The organism is Cohaesibacter haloalkalitolerans, assembly GCF_003574655.1.
Taxonomy (GTDB): domain Bacteria; phylum Pseudomonadota; class Alphaproteobacteria; order Rhizobiales; family Cohaesibacteraceae; genus Cohaesibacter; species Cohaesibacter haloalkalitolerans.
Genome location: NZ_QNUM01000013.1, coordinates 1 through 17,979 on the forward strand (window position 1 = coordinate 1; position 17,979 = coordinate 17,979).

Below are 17,979 nucleotides of genomic sequence, written 5' to 3' on the forward strand. Positions count from 1 at the left end.
ATTCATCGTGCATCGCTGGTACGACATCTCGCTCAACGGTCTGGCCAAGTTCCACACCCGCAACCTGCCGCGTTTCGAGAGTGCAATGGCTGCCACCGGCAAGGCGCCGCGCTGCATGAGCCTGTCGCTGGCCGCCTGGCTTGCCTTCTACACCGGCGCCTTTGCGGGTAGTGCCGAGCTGCCGCCGCGGGATGCCGAGGACGTGATTGCGACCATGGCAAGGATCGGTGCGCTGAAGGACAGTGATGGTGTTGCCGCGATGGTCAAGGCCTATCTCGCCGAAGAGAGCATCTGGGGCAAGTCCCTTGCGTCCGACACCCTCGTTGCCGCCGTGGCCGACGCCTATGAATTCCTGACCGGCGAACCATTCGTGATGGATCGTCTGGTGCAATGGATTGAAGAATAACGATCAAGATAAGGAGTCTCTATGATGATAGAACAATTTGATCTTACTGGAAAAATTGCAATCGTAACCGGCTGTGATACCGGCCTTGGCCAGGGAATGGCCGTCGGGCTTGCCAAGGCAGGCTGCGATATTGCTGGCGTCAACATCGTTGAGCCAACTGACACCAAGGAAATGATCGAAGGTCTGGGCCGCAAGTTTCTCGACATCCGCGCCAACCTGATGAAAATGGACGACATTCCCGACATCGTTGCCAAGACGGTTGCCGAATATGGCCGCATCGACATTCTTGTCAACAATGCTGGCATCATCCGCCGCGAAGACGCAATCCAGTTCTCCGAGAAGGACTGGGACGACGTGATGAACATCAACATCAAGTCGGTCTTCTTCCTGTCTCAGGCTGTTGCCAAGCAGTTCATTGCTCAGGGCCGCGGCGGCAACATCGTCAACGTTGCATCCATGCTGTCCTTCCAGGGCGGTATCCGCGTTCCGTCCTACACCGCTTCCAAGTCTGGTGTGATGGGTGTAACCCGCCTGCTGGCCAATGAATGGGCCAAGCATGACATCAACGTCAATGCCATTGCTCCGGGCTACATGGCCACCAACAACACCCAGGCTTTGCGTGAAGATGCTGCCCGCAGCAAGGAAATTCTCGACCGCATTCCTGCCGGCCGTTGGGGGCTGCCATCCGACCTTGCCGGGCCGGTTGTCTTCCTTTGCTCGCCTGCTTCTGCCTATATCAACGGCTATACCATTGCTGTTGATGGCGGCTGGCTGGCACGCTAGGATTCTTTGAAGGAAAAGTTATCGGTTTCGCCAAGAAAAGAGTCGCGAAATCATAAACTTTAGTCTAGTTCTTGTCCTGCAAGAACCAGACATGGTCTGGAGGTCGCGTCATGTGCGTACGCGACCTCTTTGTGCCAATGCCTGAGCCGCTTTCTCGCTTGAGGCAGAGAGCTGCATCCATTGAAACAAGGTGTGATCCCGCCACCTGCAGCATGCTCACGGCCGTTTGGCTGCGATCGTGTCCGGATCTGCCCGAGAATTGCCTGACTGGCTTTCAAGTCGCAGGCGGTGCGCGGGCATCGAAGGGGCGCGGAGACGCTCAAGGGGGCCCGGATTCCCTCCGGCGCTTATGTATGACGAAAACTGTCAGTATCGCCTGCATTGGCGAATGTATGATTGAATTGGCGCCCGCCGGTGACGGTCTGTTCAAACAGGGATTTGCCGGGGACACCTTCAATACGGCTGCTTATCTGAGCCGGCAATTCTCTCCGGAAATCGAGGTTTCCTATATTACCGGTCTGGGTGTCGACCCGATGAGTCAGGGCATTCGCAAGGCTCTGGAAGCCGAAGACATCCTGACGGATTCCGTCACTGTGGTGAAAGACAAGAACCCCGGTCTCTACATGATCGAGAATGACGAGACGGGCGAGCGCTTCTTCACCTACTGGCGCAACGATGCTGCTGCCAGGAAGATGTTTGCCGGTTGGTCTGCCGATCAGATCGCAGAGCTTCTCAAAAAGTTCGATGTCATCTATTTTTCCGGCATTACACTGGCTATTCTTGATGATGCTCAACGCCAGGCGCTGTTTGATGCTCTAGAGAAGGTCAAGGGGACGGTGAAGGTGGGATTCGATCCCAACTACCGTCCGAAACTGTGGCCCGATTCCGATGTTTGCCGCGCAGCGTTCGAGCGTGCCGCCGCATTGAGTGATTTCGCTCTGGTGACCGCCGATGATCATGTCGCGCTGTGGGGTGATGCGGACGGTCTTGCCATTGCCAGGCAGTGGAAAGGCTATGGGGCCAGCGAAGTGGTGGTCAAGGAAGGGGCATCGAGCTGCCTTCTGGTCACCGGAGAAGAGGTAAGAAATGTTCCTCCTGCGGCGAAGCTGAAGCCGAAGGATACGACGGGGGCAGGGGATTCCTTTGCTGCCGGCTATCTGGGTGCGCGCGCTTTGGGAGCCACACAGGAAGAAGCCGCAAGAACGGCGCACGGTGTCGCGGGGCAGGTCATCATGCATCCGGGCGCCATCATCGATAAATCAGTTTGGACCCGCGTTAAATAAGAAGGATCGATCATGCGTGATCTGGTTTCCAGCATCTGTAAAGGTGCTAAAGTCATCCCCGTCGTCGTCATCGAAAATGTCGAGGACGCTGTGCCACTGGCTCGTTGCCTCGTCGAAAGCGGACTGCCTGCCGTTGAAGTAACCCTGCGCACGGCTGCCGCCCTTGACTCCATCAAGGCGATCGCTGCCGAAGTCAAGGATTGCGTGATCGGGGTTGGCTCCATCCTCTGCGAAGAGCAGCTGAAGGCTTCGATCGAGGCTGGCGGGCATTTCGGTGTGTCTCCGGGCACCTCGGCTACGCTGCTCAGCGCTCTCAAGGCAACCGACTGGCCGTTCCTGCCCGGTTCAGGCACCATCAGCGAAATGATGACCCTGCGGGAAGCCGGCTTCAAGGAACTGAAGATGTTCCCGGCCAATATCGTTGGCGGCGTTGGCATGCTCAAGGCTGTTGCCGGTCCGGTCAGTGATATCAGCTTCTGCCCAACTGGCGGTGTGAAACCTGAGAATGCCGAGGAATTCCTCTCCCAGAAAAACTGCTTCGCGGTTGGCGGCACCTGGATTGCTCCTGTTGCCGACGTCAATGCCAAGAATTGGGATGTTATCGCCGAGCGCGCCAAGGCCGCTGCCAAGCTTGGGCAGGCATAAAAACCCTTTCATTATCAGACAGTTCATTTTTGGCCATCCGGATACAATTATTCCGGGTGGCCTTTTTTGTTTCATTTTGTAACAAACGCCGGTGCTCGGCTTGAGCTCCAATTTAATTCGTGGTACGAAAAAATTACCGAATTGGTCTGGTCCTGGAAAGGGTCAAGGAATGTGCATGTCTGCTATGTGCGCCATATTTGTGCATGTAATGGGCCGCATATAATTTCGGAAACAGCATTTATGTGCCTGGCTCTCGCCCGATTTGTGGAGTGACATGACAAATGACATGGGTCTTTGGTTCGGTATATTCTTGTAAAATTCCGCTATTTCGGTCCTGTGGCTTTTCTGTCGAAATAGAAGATCGCGGATAGCTTCCGGCTTTTAGAAAAAATGCCCTTAATTCATTGGATGTATATCAGTCTTGACTGTCCGGCTTTGATGGTTGCTTTGAAATCGGACCTTGAAGGAGGATTAACTGACGGCTGCGCAATAATACTATTGGCTGCTTGACTTTAGGACTAGGTAGTCGGTCGACTGTGTAAAAAGTTGCTGCGCAGGAGGAAAGGGAGAGAAAAGCTGAATAATCCATATTTTTGACTAAATGCCGCCTTTCCAAAATTGGCATTTCAAGGAAATATGGTCCACGGAGGATTGAAGGAGTCCAGATTGCTGTTAGGGGCGTCTGGTTTGGGAGGAGACTTGGTGCGCTTGCGCCGGGTGCGGGTTTTTATTGCCCAAATTTTTATAGGGCAACCCTAGGCTGCTATTCCCATCTACTTGCATTTCTATTGCGCGCTTTGATCCGCTCAGTTTGCGTTCCGTTCAACACGGGCGCGATATTGCACCATACGTGTATTCAAGCAAGGGAGGACAACATGCTTGGACTTGGTAAACTCTTCAACACAGTAACGATGGGGGCCATGGCTTTGGCTCTTGGCGCTTCGTTCGCCGCTTCCCCTTCGGTTGCTGCCGATAAGGGTTTTGTTGGTATTGCTATGCCTACTCAGTCATCAGCTCGCTGGATTACTGACGGCAACAGCATGAAAGAACAGTTTGAAGCCGCTGGCTATCAGACCGATTTGCAGTATGCAGAAGACGATATTGCTAACCAGCTGCGTCAGATCGAGACCATGATCCTGAAGGGCGTCAACGTTCTCGTTATCGCTTCCATCGATGGTACGACCCTTTCGGGCGCTCTGCAGCTGGCCGCTGACTCCGACATCAAGGTTATTGCCTATGACCGTCTGATCCGTGACTCCGGCAACGTCGACTATTATGCAACCTTCGATAACTTCCAGGTTGGCGTGCAGCAGGCTTCCAGTCTCGTACAGGGCCTCAAGGAACGCTTCCCGGATGCAAAGCCATGGAATGTTGAGCTGTTTGGTGGCTCTCCGGACGACAACAACGCCTACTTCTTCTACAATGGCGCCATGTCTGTTCTGCAGCCGATGATCGATGCTGGTGAAGTTGCTGTTCCTTCCGAACAGTTCGGCATGGACAAGGTCGGTACCCTGCGTTGGGACGGTGCTGTTGCACAGGCCCGCATGGACAACCTGCTCTCTGCTTTCTACACCGACAAGACTGTCCATGGCGTATTGGCTCCGTATGACGGCCTGTCCATTGGTATCCTGTCTTCGCTCAAGGGCGTTGGCTACGGCTCCGGCGACATGAAAATGCCGATCGTGACCGGTCAGGACGCTGAAGTCCAGTCCATCAAATCCATTCTGGCTGGCGAACAGTATTCCACCATCTTCAAGGACACCCGTGAGCTTGCTCGTGTGACCGTAGGCATGGTGAACGCTCTGCTCGAAGGCGGAACCCCTGAAATCAACGACACCAAAACCTATGATAACGGTGTCAAGGTTGTTCCTTCCTATCTGCTGAAACCAGTTCCTGTCGATGCTTCCAACTGGGAAAAAATCGTGATCGGCAGCGGTTACTACACAATGGATCAGGTCAAGTAAGGGTCCTCCCGGGGGAGGGACGTGGAGCATTCCACCCCCTCCATCCCGTTCTTCAAGAACAATAATGACTGTTTGCTTGAGGCTGACATGAACACCATCTTAGAAATGCGAGGAATCACCAAGACCTTTCCGGGTGTAAAGGCCTTGAGTGATGTGAACCTGACTGTCGGCGAGGGTGAAATTCATGCCTTGGTCGGTGAGAATGGCGCTGGCAAGTCCACTCTGATGAAGGTTCTCTCGGGCGTTTATCCTCACGGTACATACGAAGGGGACATCGTCTACAAGGGAGAGGTCCAGAGCTTCGCCGGGATTCCCGACAGCGAAGAAAAAGGCATCATCATCATTCACCAGGAACTGGCTCTGGTTCCGCTTCTGTCTATTGCCGAGAATATTTTCCTTGGGAACGAACGAGCCAAGAAGGGCGTCATCAATTGGCGGGTGGCTCATTCCGAAGCTGAAATGCTGCTCAAGATCGTCGGGCTCAACAAGCCAACCGGTACTCTGGTGACGAACCTCGGTACTGGTCAGCAGCAGCTCGTGGAAATTGCCAAGGCGCTTTCCAAGGAAGTGAAACTGCTGATCCTTGACGAACCGACGTCGTCCCTGAACGAGAAAGACAGTGAGGCTCTGCTGGAGCTGTTGCTGGAGTTCAAGAGCAAGGGCATCTCCTCGATCCTGATCTCTCACAAGCTCAACGAGGTTGTGAAGGTTGCGGACAAGATCACGGTCCTGCGCGACGGTCAGACCGTCAGCACTCTGGACTGCGACAAGACCGAGGAAATGGAAAACAGGATCATCAAGGACATGGTCGGTCGCGAGCTGACCAATCGTTTCCCCCAGCGGACCCCCAACATTGGCGACATGCTGCTCGAGGTGAAGGGCTGGAACGTCTATCACCAGATCCATGCAGATCGTCATCTGATCCGCAATGTCAATTTCAATGTGCGCGCAGGCGAGATCGTCGGGATTTCCGGCTTGATGGGAGCCGGGCGAACCGAGCTTGCGATGAGCATCTTCGGTCGGGCCTATGGCCAGAAGATCTCGGGCGAAGTTCAGTTGCGCGGTCAGCCGATCGACGTCAGCACGATCAACAAGGCAGTTGCAAACGGCCTTGCCTATGTGACCGAAGACCGCAAGGAATACGGTCTGGTGCTCGAAAACAGCATCAAGGTCAACACCACGCTCTCCAATCTTGAGGGGGTGTCGAAGGGTATCGTGATTGACGACAATGCGGAAACCCGCGTCGGTCTGGAATACAAACAGAAGCTTAATACCAAATGCTCCGGTTTGATGCAGCAGGTGGTCAACCTGTCTGGTGGCAATCAGCAGAAGGTCGTCTTGAGCAAATGGCTGTTTGCCAACCCGGATGTTCTCATCCTCGATGAGCCGACGCGCGGCATCGATGTGAACGCCAAATACGAAATCTACACGATCATCAATCAGCTTGCCCAAGAGGGCAAGGGTATCATTTTCATTTCTTCGGAATTGCCCGAGTTGCTGGGTATGACGGATCGAATCTACGTCATGAACGAGGGCAGAATCGTTGGTGAAATGCCGACACAGGAAGCTTCGCAAGAGAAAATCATGCGGATGATCATCAAGGACAAAGGCTGATACAATGTCACAGGTGGAAAACCCGTCTCCGGCACATTCTGACGAAGGCCCTCAAGTTGCCAGCGTCGCCAGTTATCTGAAGTCTAACGTACGTGAATATGGCCTTTTGATTGCGCTGATCGTCGTTATGGTCTTCTTCCAGGTTGTTACCGACGGTATTCTGATGAAACCGCTCAACCTGACAAACCTCATTCTCCAGAACAGCTACATCGTCATCATGGCGATTGGCATGCTGCTCGTCATCGTGGCCGGTCACATCGATCTGTCGGTCGGTTCGGTCATGGGCTTCGTTGGCGCCCTCGCGGCGGTGATGATCGTCAATTACGAGATGAACTACGTCGTCACGATCATCATCTGCCTGATCGTTGGTGTTGCCATCGGTGCGCTGCAAGGGTTCTGGGTTGCCTACTACAAGATCCCGGCCTTCATCGTGACGCTGGCCGGCATGTTGAGCTTCCGCGGTCTTACGCTGGCTTTGCTCAATGGTCAGTCCATCGGGCCATTTCCGACCGGCTTCCAGAAGCTCAGCTCGGGCTTCATTCCGGACCTGTTCGGTGTTGGTCGTCCGCATATGCTGACCATCGTTCTGGGTGTCGTTCTCAGCATTTTCCTGCTCTATGCCAGCTGGAAGGACCGCACGGAGCGCGACAAGTTCGGCAACCTTGAAGAACCATTCTCTTTCTTCGTGCTGAAGAACCTGCTCATCGTGTTCGCCATCAACTACCTGTCCTACATCATGGCAGGTTACAGAGGCTACCCGAACGTTCTGATCGTGATGGCCGTGTTGGTCGCTGCCTATGGCTTCCTGACCTCCTCGACCACGGTTGGCCGTCGAATCTACGCTCTGGGTGGCAACGTCAAGGCTGCCAAACTCTCTGGTGTCAACACCGAACGGCTGACCTTCCTGACCTTTGCCAACATGGGCCTGCTTGCCGCCTTCGCCGGTCTGGTCTTTGCAGCTCGCCTCAATACGGCTACCCCGAAAGCCGGTTATGGTTACGAACTTGACGTTATCGCCGCCGTCTTCATCGGTGGTGCGTCGACCACGGGTGGTGTCGGTACTGTGACCGGTGCGATCATCGGCGCCTTCCTGATGGGTGTGATGAACAACGGTATGTCCATTCTGTCCATCGGCATCGACTGGCAGCAGGTCATCAAGGGTGTCGTTCTGCTCGCAGCCGTTATCTTCGACGTCTACAACAAGAAGAAGGCCGGTTAGTTTCCGGCGACCAAGTATCGAGTGGGCCTTGCAAGGCCCACTCCCTCCCGGACGCAGCAGTGCCCGGGTTTGCAGATCGGGCGGCACGAGATGAGCTGGAAGGCAGATTGGATCTGCACCGTATCTGACAAGCGTTTTGATCATGTCCGTTCGCAGTCGAAAAGTGCTTGTAGCAAGCAATCACATTGGTGATGCGGATAGCAAAATAATCCATAAGTACAACCTTATAGGCTCTAACTGCTCTCGGTATATCTGTCCATATTTTGGATGGCTTCTGACGCGAGAGCGAGAAGGCCAACGGGACGGTTATACGCAGAAATGGACTGGAAGCCTTGCGATTGTGAGCGGCTAGGCGCGATCGGGGCGGTTGAGGAGGATATTCAGATGCTGAAAGAATTGAGAGAAGAAGTTTTCCGTGCGAATATCGAGCTGAATGATCGCGGTGTTGTCATCTACACTTGGGGCAATGTTAGTGCGATCGACCGCGAAAAAGGGCTGGTTGTCATCAAACCGTCCGGTGTGCCCTATGATGCCATGACTGCCGATGACATGGTGGTGGTGGATCTGGACAACAATGTTGTCTGGGGCAGCAAGAAGCCGTCTTCCGATACCAAGACCCATACTACACTCTACAAGGCTTTCCCGCAGATCGGCGGTGTGGTGCATACCCATTCCCGTCATGCTGTCGCCTGGGCTCAGGCGCGCCGGGAAATTCCATGTCTTGGCACAACGCAAGCCGATTATTGTGCCGGTCCGGTGCCTTGCACAAAGCCACTGAGCGAAGAGCAGGTCAATCGCGATTACGAAACAACGACTGGCGAGGCCATTGTCGAACGCTTCAAGGGGCTTGATCCCGTGGCGGTTCCGATGGTTCTGGTTGCTGGTCATGGTCCTTTTGCCTGGGGCAAGAATGCCGACGACGCCGTGCACAATGCTGTTGTGCTGGAAGAGGTCGCCCACATGGCAACCATCACAGCCACTATTTCCAATCCCATACCGCCGCTGGAGCAGTATGTGCTCGATTATCACTATGAGCGCAAACATGGCAAAAACGCCTGGTATGGCCAGAAATAGTCAAGTCTTGCGGTTCCGAGGGGGGAATGCCTAAGCATCTCGGAACCGCTTTTTTGCGCAAAGGGGAGGGACCTTGGCTTTGCATCCTTGGCGCAAACATATCCAGACCATATGCGCGAAAACGCCGGTCGAAAATTGAAAGGGCATGGAAATGTTTGGTTTGAAACCGTTGAAATTCTGGTTTGTGTGCGGCTCGCAGCACCTCTACGGCCCGGAAACTCTGGCCGAAGTTGCAGACGACGCACGCAAGGTTGTTGAAGGGCTTACAAAAGACGGACGCCTGGTGCTGCCTATCGAGTTTGCGACCGTTGCCACCACCGGTGAGGAAATTGCCGATGTCTGCCGTCGCGCCTCTGCTGACCCCGAGTGCGGTGGTCTGATCCTGTGGATGCACACATTCTCGCCCGCCAAGATGTGGATCCGTGGTCTCAATGCGCTGACCAAGCCGATGTTGCATCTGCATACTCAGCTCAATGCAGCCCTGCCATGGGACTCCATTGATATGGACTACATGAACCTGCACCAGTCCGCCCATGGCGACCGTGAAGCAGGCTTCCTGCATACCCGCATGCGCATTGGCCGCAAGGTTGTGGTCGGTCACTGGAGTGATCCCGCCGTTCAGGACCGGATTGACAGCTGGATGCGTGCTGCTCGCGCCTGGGACGACTGGCAGGGCGCAGGGATCTGCCGTTTCGGCGACAATATGCGCAATGTTGCCGTGACCGATGGCGACAAGGTCTCTGCCGAAATGGCCTTTGGCTTCAAGGTTGATTACTGGCCGGTTGGCGATCTGGTTGCCAAGATGGCCGAATTCTCGGATGCTGAAGTGGAGGCGCTGGCAGCTTCCTACGACGACCAGTATGAACTGGTGCCTGAGCTTCAGGCTGGTGGCGCCAAACGAGCCTCCCTGTTGGATGCTGCGCGGCAGGAACTGGCGATTTCCGCATTCCTCAAGGAAGGTGGCTACAAAGGTTTCACTCATACCTTTGAAGACCTGCATGGCCTGCAGCAACTGCCCGGCTTTGCTCCTCAGAGGATGATGGAGCAGGGTTTCGGCTTCGCAGGTGAAGGCGACTGGAAAACCCCGGCGCTCGTGCGTGCCATGAAGGTCATGGGCCATGGCAAGAGTGGCGCCTGTTCCTTTATGGAAGACTATACCTATGATGTTTCCAAGCCGGGCGAAGAACTGGTTCTTGGGGCTCATATGCTTGAAGTTTGCCCGACTATTGCCGAGAACAAGCCGCGCATCGAAATTCATGAGCTGGGTATTGGTGGCAAGGCCGATCCTGTTCGCATGGTCTTCAATTCTGTCAAGGGTAACGCAGTCAACGCCTGCCTCGTCGACATGGGCAATCGCTTCCGTCTGATCGCCAATGCCGTAACGGCTGTTGATCATCCGGATCTGCCAAAGCTGCCGGTGGCGCGGGCTGTGTGGCAGTGCAAGCCGGACTTCAAGACCGCCTGTGAGGCCTGGATTCTGGCCGGTGGCGCCCATCATACCGCTTACAGCTATGACGTGACCGCTGAAATGCTGGAAGACTTTGCAACCATCGCCGGTATCGAACTGGCCCTGATTGACGATGATACCAAGATTTCCGACTTCAAGCAGTCTCTGCGCATGAATGAAGTCTACTGGCATCTGGCCAAAGGTATCCGCGTCTAGGACGGAGCCGAAGGTCAAATAAAACCTTGCCCGGCCAGGAAACTGGTCGGGTTTTTTGTGTCTGTTTTTGCGGCGATCAAGGGGGGCAGCCTTGGGGCAAGGCTGCGCCTGATTGGGAATGGCTAGAGCCCTGAGCTTTTGGGCAGAGGCACCTCGGCGGCAAAGACCGCAGTTGCCTTGTCCAGTGCATCGTCGATCTTTTCGCCCTCGGAGCGGACGATCATTGACAGGCTGCGTTCGCGGAAGGTGCGCGGGCTCATGTTGGTATGGCGCCGGAAAACGCGGGAGAAATAGAGCGGGTCATCGTAGCCGACCATCTGGGAGAGGGCCTTGATGGGCACGTTGGAAACGCGCAGAACCTGCATGGCATACTGGATGCGCTGACCGTCGCGCCACTGGACGATGCCGGTGCCGATATATTTGCGGAACAGATGCGACAGGCGCGAAGGCGAAAGGCAGACGTGATTGGCGATCTCGTTGACTGTCAGCGGTTTGTCCAGATTGTTGGAAATCAGCGTACAGGCGGCGAGAACGCGCTCGTCGATCTCGATGTTGGACTTCTTTTCCGCTCTGTTCATCCTTGCGCAAAATAGCAGGATATGTTCCAGTCGGTTGAAGGCAAGGTCGGCTGACAGGCTGTCGGAAAGGCCTGCCCATTTCTCCACTTCCACGAACAGACGGAACAGCTCGCTGAAGCGGCTTTCGTCCTTGTGGCGCATGATATAGACGCCATTGACCGCCTCGTCCCACTCCAGCCATGGCTTCCAGAAGGCGCGCGGCTGGAAGTAGATCCAGCGGTGCCACCATTTGTCGGCATCGGGGTTGCGGCCATAGAAATGCTGGGCGTCCGGCGGGAAGAGCGCAAGGTCTCCGGGGCTCAGAATCGTTGTATTCTTGCCATCGAACAGCTTTCCCTGACCGTCGACGGTCAGGTTGATGATCCAGCCATGCATGCCATTGGGTCGGTCTATATGGAAGTCGAGCGGACCTCCCTTCTCGATCGGGGTGATCCCGGCGACCAGACGGATACCGAACTCGAATCCCGGAAACAGGGCGGCGACTTCCTTGTCGTAGTTCTTGATGGAACTGCGATAGGAAAGCTTGTTGAATATTCTCTGGACCTGCGGATCTTGGGCAGGATCGAAATAAGAGTGATCGTCCATGTCTCTAGCCTGATGCTGCATTGTGGAATATCAGGATCGTCCATATTGTAGACGAAATCTACAGAAATGAAAAGCTGTGTTATGGGTGAGTTTGAGGAGAATTATCCATAGGGACAGCGTTTTACACGCGTTGGCGCTAGAATGACAGGGAGGACAAACGAATGAGTGCAACCGGTGACAACTGTGTTCTTGGTCTCGACTTTGGATCGGATAGTGTGCGGGCCGTGGTTGTTCGGGTCGCTGATGGGGAAGAGCTTTCCTCCGCCGTTGCCAATTACCCCCGTTGGGCTGAGGGGAAATTCTGCGATCCTGCTCGCCAGCAGTTTCGCCAGCATCCTTCAGACTATCTTGAATCGATGGTGTCTGCCGTGCGCGAAGCGGTCGCTGCACTGGACAAGCAGCCGAATGTGATCGGTATTGGTGTCGATACCACCGGCTCTTCGCCAATGCCGGTAACGGCAGACGGAACTGCGCTGGCGCTGAAGGACGGATTTTCCACCGACCCGGACGCCATGTGCATTCTCTGGAAGGACCATACCTCAGTTGGCGAGGCGCAGGAGATCAATGATCTCTGCCATTCCGGCAAGTTCCCCGACTATACCAAATATGTTGGCGGCATCTATTCGTCCGAATGGTACTGGGCCAAGATCCTCAATGTCGGTCGTCGCAACCCGACCGTTTTCCGCGCTGCTGCCAACTGGGTCGAACTGTGCGACTGGGTGCCAGCCGTGCTGTCCGGCGTGACGGATGCTGCCAAAATCGTGCGCTCGCGCTGCGCCGCTGGCCACAAGGCGCTGTGGCATCCCGAATTTGGTGGACTGCCGAGCCGCGAGTGGCTGCAGGCCCTTGATCCATGCCTTGGCAATCTGACCACGCCGCTTTATAGCGAAACCAAGACCAGCGATCAGGTCGCCGGTACGCTGTCGTCCGATTGGGCTGGCCGGTTCGGTCTCAACGCGGGCATTCCGATTGCCGTTGGTGCCTTTGACTGCCACATGGGTGCTGTGGGGGCTGGTATCGAGCCTTATTCGCTGGTGCGCGTGATGGGCACCTCGACCTGCGACATTCTTGTGGCGCCACCGGAAGAGGTTCAGGACACCCTTGTTCAGGGGATCTGCGGTCAGGTGCCGGGTAGCGTTTTGCCTGATTTCATCGGTTTTGAAGCCGGCCAATCCTCGTTTGGCGACGTGTTTGCATGGTTCGAGCGTCTGCTGCAGTGGGGGCGCAATGGCCGCGGCAAGGCCGGGTCGCTGCTGCCTGAGCTGGAAAAGGAAGCTTCCGAACTGCCGCCGGGTGGTTATGGCGAGCGGGCGCTTGACTGGCTCAATGGCCGTCGCACGCCGGATGCCGACCAGACGGTTAAGGCCATATTGGCCGGCCTGCATCTGGGCTCGACGGCTCCCTCGATCTATCGGGCGCTCATCGAGGCAACGGCCTATGGCTCCCGTGCCATCGTTGAGCGGTTCGAGGAGCAGGGCGTTCAGGTCAAGAGCATTGTCGCCATTGGCGGCATCGCTCGCAAATCAAACTTCATTTCCCAGGTTTGTGCCGATGTCATGAACCGTCAGGTTGATGTGGTGCTGTCCGATCAGGCCTGCGCCCGTGGAGCGGCCATTTTTGCCGCAACCGCTGCCGGTGCCTATGAAGACATTCACAAGGCCAAGGCCGCCATGCTGAGCCCGATCGAGAAGAGCTTTGTTCCCGATCCCGAAAAGCACAAGCTCTACAATGCGATTTATGAAGACTACAAGCGCATTGGTGCCTTTGCCGGTGATCTGGCCAAGGGATGATCGGTGTTTCCTGCCGATTTGTCTGAAATTGAAAAGCCCGGATGGTTTTCTGTCCGGGCTTTTTCATTTTTCGTTTTTTTCCGACAATATGCTCTAGGCATTTTTTGCGAAATGCTGCTAAAGATAGCGCGAATTTGTAATCCCATGGAGGCCCCCATGAGTTCGAACTCCCGCTCAACCGATTTCATTGTTCGCCGTCCTGATGACTGGCATCTGCATCTGCGCGATGGTGCGATGCTCAAGGCTGTTCTGCCGCATACCAGCGCCCATTTCGGGCGTGCGATCATCATGCCCAATCTGGTGCCGCCGGTGGTCAAGACGGCCGATGCCGAGGCCTATCGGGCACGGATCATGGCGGCGCTGCCTGAAGGGCATGATTTCGAGCCGCTGATGACGCTTTATCTGACTGAAGGCACGGACCCTGCTGATGTGGAACTCGGAGCCAAATACGGTCTCATCAAGGCGCTGAAGCTCTATCCGGCCGGGGCAACGACCAACTCCGACAGCGGCGTCCGCTCCATCGAGGCGGTCTATCCGGTGCTGGAGAAAATGAGTGAACTCGATGTGCCGTTGCTGGTGCATGGTGAGGTTACCGACGCTGACATCGACATTTTCGACCGTGAGGCTGTCTTTATCGATCGGGTGCTTTCGCCGATCCGCGAGCGCTTCCCGTCCTTGCGCATTGTGATGGAACACGTGACCACGGAAGACGGGGTCAACTTCGTCAAGGGGGCCGGAGACAGGACTGCCGCCACCATCACGACCCATCATCTGATCATCAATCGCAACACCATTCTGGTCGGCGGCATCAAACCGCACTATTTCTGCCTGCCGGTGGCCAAGCGTGAAAAGCACCGTCTCGCCCTGCGGGCTGCGGCCACCTCAGGCGATGCGCGCTTCTTCCTGGGCACCGACTCCGCTCCGCACATGAAGTCTGCCAAGGAATGCGCCTGTGGCTGCGCCGGTGTCTTCAATGCGAGCAATACGGTGAATTGTCTTGCCCATGTCTTCGAACAGGACGGGGCGCTCGACAAGCTTGAGGCCTTCATGTCCCTCAATGGCCCCGCCTTCTATGGCCTTGCGGCCAATGAGGCCCGTATCCGTCTGTTCAAAGGCGATGACCCCTTGTCCTATGAGACGCGGGTCTCCGTCGACGGGGACGAAGTGGTTGTCTTCGATCCCGGTTTTCCCCTGTTCTGGCGCTATGAAGCCGTTAACGCTTGAGCCGCTGGGTCGGTTCGCACCTCTCAAAGGATGTCCTGATGATTACTTCTTCTTTTCCTGATCGCGCGCTGATGGCCGAACTGACGGCCAAGATGTTGCTGGAAGTCAAGGCTGTGCATTTTCGCACCGACGAGCCCTTCAAGCTGGCCTCGGGCATTGCCAGCCCGACCTATATCGATTGCCGCAAGCTGATTTCCTATCCGCGTGTTCGCAATACGCTGATGGAATTCTGTGCGGCAACCATCATGCGCGACATCGGCTTCGAAAAGGTTGATGTGGTTGTCGGTGGTGAAACTGCGGGCATTCCCTTTGCAGCCTGGATTGCCGACAAGCTGGCCTTGCCGATGAACTATGTGCGTAAGAAACCGAAGGGCTATGGCCGCGATGCCCAGATCGAAGGGGCTCCCATCGCAGGCAAGCGGGCGCTGCTGGTGGAAGACCTGACCACGGATGGTGGCAGCAAGATCAATTTCGTTGAAGCCATGCGCAAGGCCGAGGCCGAGGTGAATGATACCATCGTGCTCTTCTACTATGACATTTTCCCCGAAGCGCTGGAAAACATGAAGAAGATCAATCTCAACCTGCATTATCTGGCCACTTGGCGCGATGTGCTGGCAGTTGCCAAGGCGGAGAATTACTTCGACACCAAGACCCTTGAAGGGGTGGAACGGTTCCTTGACGAGCCGCTCAAATGGTCTGGCGAACATGGTGGTGTCACCGAGATCACGGCGGTTCCCCAAAAGGGCTGAGACGTCAAATGGATTGATCTAGGACTTGAGGGCAGGAGCGGGCAACCGGCTTCTGCCCTTTTCCTTTGGTGTCAAAGCTGCGCGCTGGATTGAACTCTGGCTTGGATGTGAGGAAAGATCAGCAGCTCGCGCGCCAGCGGATCTTGGTGCCCAGCACAACCTTTTTGGCAAAGCTGCGACCGGCGATGCGTTCAAGCAGCAGGTCCACGGCGGTGCGGCCGATTTCCTCGGCGGGGATGGCAACGGTCGTCAGGCCCGGTTCGATGAGACCGGCGGCCGGGATATCGTTGAAACCGACGATGCGGATATCGTCCGGCACCTTCAGGTCAAAGCTGTTGGCGGCTTGAATGGCGCCAATGGCCATGGTGTCGTTGGCGGCGATGATGATCTCGGGGCGGTCGCTGGCGTCAAGCAACTGTCGGGCCAGTTCAAAGCCGCTGATCGGGGTCAGGCGCTCGAAGCGCACATTGGCCGGGGCGTCCAGCCCGCGTTCGCGAAACCAGCTCATGAAGGTGCGGCTGCGCAGGTCCGGGTAGGGGCGGCGCGGGTTTTCCTCTCCCGATGAGGCGCCGATGAAGCCGAACTTCCTGTATCCCTTTTCCCACAGCGCGTTGAGGATATCGGCAGTTGCCTGTTCCAGATCCGGATAGACGCAGTCGATGTCCTTGCGATCGGGTGGAAAATCGACACAGACCAGCGGGGTTCCAAGATCGGCCAGTGCGTCGATGGTCTTGCGGCCATGGGGGCCGACCACCAGAATGGCGCTATCCTTGCGCGGGAAATCCTCCGGCAGGTCGCCGAGCAGGCTGAAGCGGTTGTCGATCCGCAATCCGGCTTCGGACAGGCGCTTCTCGATGCTGTGGCGGATGGTGATGAAATAGGGATCGGCAAGCTCTTCGGTGGGGTCGAGCGTGTGCAACAGGGTGATGGTTGCCTGCCGGGTGCCGCTGAGGCGCTTTTTCTTGCCGCGCATGCGAGGCGGGGCATAGTTGAGATCCTGGGCGGTCTCGATGATCTGGCGGCGCTTGCTTTCGGAGACGGACAGGCTGCTGTCATAGTTGAGGACGCGGGAGACTGTGGTCGGAGAAACGCCCACGCGTTCCGCTATGTCCTTGATGGTGGCCATGTCTCGACTTCCTGTTGTGTCGCTCCGATGAGTGCTTTCAAGCACAAGAACCGCCCGTTGAAAAGAGGGGAGCTGTGATATGGTGCCAAACGCGGGGATTGTTCCTACGATGCTGTTAGTATGCTGAAGATAATTTTGTAGTAAATATTTACTAATGTCAAATTGTGCGTTAGGCTATGATATCTGTGAGGACTATGGTTTAACGACGAGCATTGAGCCATTTTGATTGACGGCCGGTCGCAAAGGCGGGCCACTTGCGGGGAACTGGGATATGAAGCGAAAAGTTTTGGTGTGCGGTGGGGCTGGCTATATCGGGTCTCATATGGTTCAGGTTTTGCTGGAAGCTGGCCATGATGTCGTTGTTTTCGACAATTTGTCCTCCGGTCATGTGGAGGCCGTCAAGGGCGTGACGCTGGAGCGGGGCGATCTGCTGAACCCGGAGGATCTGGACGCGACCTTCAAGAAGCACAAGGTGGATGCGGTCATTCACTTTGCGGCGCTGATCTCCGTCGGGGAATCGGTCGAACTGCCGGATCTCTACTATCGCAACAATGTGACGGGCACGCTCAATCTGCTTGACGCCATGCGCAAGGCGGGGGTTGATCGGATCGTCTTTTCCTCCACGGCTGCCGTGTTCGGCAATCCGCAGCATGCCCTGATCGATGAGGCCCACCCGCTGGGACCGATCAATCCCTATGGCTGGTCCAAGCGCATGGTCGAGCAGATCCTCTCCGACATGGCAGTGGCCTATGGTCTGCGCTCGGTTGCCTTGCGCTATTTCAATGCGGCAGGGGCGCATCCGAACGGGTTGATCGGCGAGGCGCACAGCCCCGAGACCCATCTGGTGCCGCTGGTGCTGCTGACGGCGCTTGGCATTCGCGAAAAGCTGTCGGTGTTTGGCAGCGACTATGAAACCCGCGACGGCACCTGCATCCGCGATTATATCCATGTGCTCGATCTTGCCTCGGCGCATCTGCTGGCGCTTGATTACATGGACAGTCACGAGGGGGCCCATCGCTTCAATCTGGGTAACGGCAATGGCTTTACCAACCTTGAGGTCATCAAGACCGCCAAGCGGCTGACCAATCGCGACATTCCTTATGAAATGGCGCCGCGGCGGGCGGGTGACTCGGCCTCTCTGGTGGCCGACAGCAGTCTGGCCAAATCGGAACTGGGCTGGAAGCCGAAGTTTGATGCGCTTGAAACCATCATCGAAACCGCATGGCGCTGGCATCACGATCCCAAATATGGACCCTTTGCAGGAAAATGACGAGGA

15 protein-coding genes are annotated in these 17,979 nt (G+C 56.0%); 13 read left to right on the forward strand and 2 right to left on the reverse strand.

The features are described 5' to 3' along the window. The 9 genes from DSL70_RS20945 to araA all read left to right on the forward strand — a co-directional run. Window positions 1-406 (forward strand): mannitol dehydrogenase family protein (locus DSL70_RS20945; RefSeq protein ID WP_205563445.1); only part of this gene is annotated, 406 nt, incomplete at its 5' end. A gap of 24 nt (window positions 407-430) precedes the next feature. Beyond that, entirely contained in the window at window positions 431-1,189 is a 759-nt protein-coding gene (kduD, locus tag DSL70_RS20950) for a 2-dehydro-3-deoxy-D-gluconate 5-dehydrogenase KduD (RefSeq protein ID WP_280955369.1), read from the forward strand. A gap of 353 nt (window positions 1,190-1,542) precedes the next feature. Continuing rightward, window positions 1,543-2,472: a sugar kinase gene (locus DSL70_RS20955; protein WP_119309937.1), complete on the forward strand. Its 930-nt coding sequence runs from the start codon at window positions 1,543-1,545 to the stop codon at window positions 2,470-2,472. Between the two features lie 12 nt (window positions 2,473-2,484). Then, entirely contained in the window at window positions 2,485-3,117 is a 633-nt protein-coding gene (gene eda, locus DSL70_RS20960; protein WP_119309938.1) for a bifunctional 4-hydroxy-2-oxoglutarate aldolase/2-dehydro-3-deoxy-phosphogluconate aldolase, read from the forward strand. A gap of 911 nt (window positions 3,118-4,028) precedes the next feature. Continuing rightward, window positions 4,029-5,081: a multiple monosaccharide ABC transporter substrate-binding protein gene (gene chvE, locus DSL70_RS20965; RefSeq protein WP_119309988.1), complete on the forward strand. Its 1,053-nt coding sequence runs from the start codon at window positions 4,029-4,031 to the stop codon at window positions 5,079-5,081. A gap of 87 nt (window positions 5,082-5,168) precedes the next feature. Continuing rightward, window positions 5,169-6,695, forward strand: a complete 1,527-nt coding sequence (gene mmsA, locus DSL70_RS20970; RefSeq protein WP_119309989.1) for a multiple monosaccharide ABC transporter ATP-binding protein — start codon at window positions 5,169-5,171, stop codon at window positions 6,693-6,695. Between the two features lie 4 nt (window positions 6,696-6,699). Beyond that, the gene (gene mmsB / locus DSL70_RS20975; RefSeq protein ID WP_119309939.1) at window positions 6,700-7,914 is read left to right on the forward strand and encodes a multiple monosaccharide ABC transporter permease; all 1,215 of its coding nucleotides are present in this window, start codon (window positions 6,700-6,702) and stop codon (window positions 7,912-7,914) included. Window positions 7,915-8,298: 384 nt separating this feature from the next. Then, window positions 8,299-8,988, forward strand: coding sequence for an L-ribulose-5-phosphate 4-epimerase AraD (gene araD / locus DSL70_RS20980; RefSeq protein ID WP_119309940.1), 690 nt, complete (start codon window positions 8,299-8,301; stop codon window positions 8,986-8,988). A 151-nt stretch (window positions 8,989-9,139) separates the two neighbouring features. Further along, window positions 9,140-10,651, forward strand: coding sequence for an L-arabinose isomerase (araA, locus tag DSL70_RS20985; protein ID WP_119309990.1), 1,512 nt, complete (start codon window positions 9,140-9,142; stop codon window positions 10,649-10,651). A gap of 122 nt (window positions 10,652-10,773) precedes the next feature. On the opposite strand, the gene araC is transcribed toward araA, so the two are convergent. Continuing rightward, window positions 10,774-11,814, reverse strand: a complete 1,041-nt coding sequence (araC, locus tag DSL70_RS20990) for an arabinose operon transcriptional regulator AraC (RefSeq protein ID WP_162916970.1) — start codon at window positions 11,812-11,814, stop codon at window positions 10,774-10,776. 161 nt (window positions 11,815-11,975) lie between these two features. Here araC and DSL70_RS20995 point away from each other — a divergent pair, with 161 nt between their 5' ends. The 3 genes from DSL70_RS20995 to DSL70_RS21005 all read left to right on the forward strand — a co-directional run bounded on the left by DSL70_RS20995 (window position 11,976) and on the right by DSL70_RS21005 (window position 15,577). Further along, window positions 11,976-13,604, forward strand: coding sequence for a ribulokinase (locus tag DSL70_RS20995; protein ID WP_119309942.1), 1,629 nt, complete (start codon window positions 11,976-11,978; stop codon window positions 13,602-13,604). Between the two features lie 156 nt (window positions 13,605-13,760). After that, complete coding sequence (pyrC, locus tag DSL70_RS21000; RefSeq protein ID WP_119309943.1) at window positions 13,761-14,828, forward strand: dihydroorotase; 1,068 nt, start codon at window positions 13,761-13,763, stop codon at window positions 14,826-14,828. Window positions 14,829-14,866: 38 nt separating this feature from the next. Next, on the forward strand, window positions 14,867-15,577 hold the full coding sequence (locus tag DSL70_RS21005) for an orotate phosphoribosyltransferase (RefSeq protein ID WP_119309991.1): 711 nt from the start codon (window positions 14,867-14,869) through the stop codon (window positions 15,575-15,577). Between the two features lie 118 nt (window positions 15,578-15,695). On the opposite strand, the gene DSL70_RS21010 is transcribed toward DSL70_RS21005, so the two are convergent. Continuing rightward, entirely contained in the window at window positions 15,696-16,703 is a 1,008-nt protein-coding gene (locus DSL70_RS21010) for a LacI family DNA-binding transcriptional regulator (protein WP_119309944.1), read from the reverse strand. Between the two features lie 271 nt (window positions 16,704-16,974). Here DSL70_RS21010 and galE point away from each other — a divergent pair, with 271 nt between their 5' ends. Continuing rightward, window positions 16,975-17,973 (forward strand): UDP-glucose 4-epimerase GalE, encoded by a 999-nt coding sequence (galE, locus tag DSL70_RS21015; protein ID WP_119309945.1) that lies wholly within the window; start codon window positions 16,975-16,977, stop codon window positions 17,971-17,973. Window positions 17,974-17,979 lie beyond the last annotated feature (6 nt).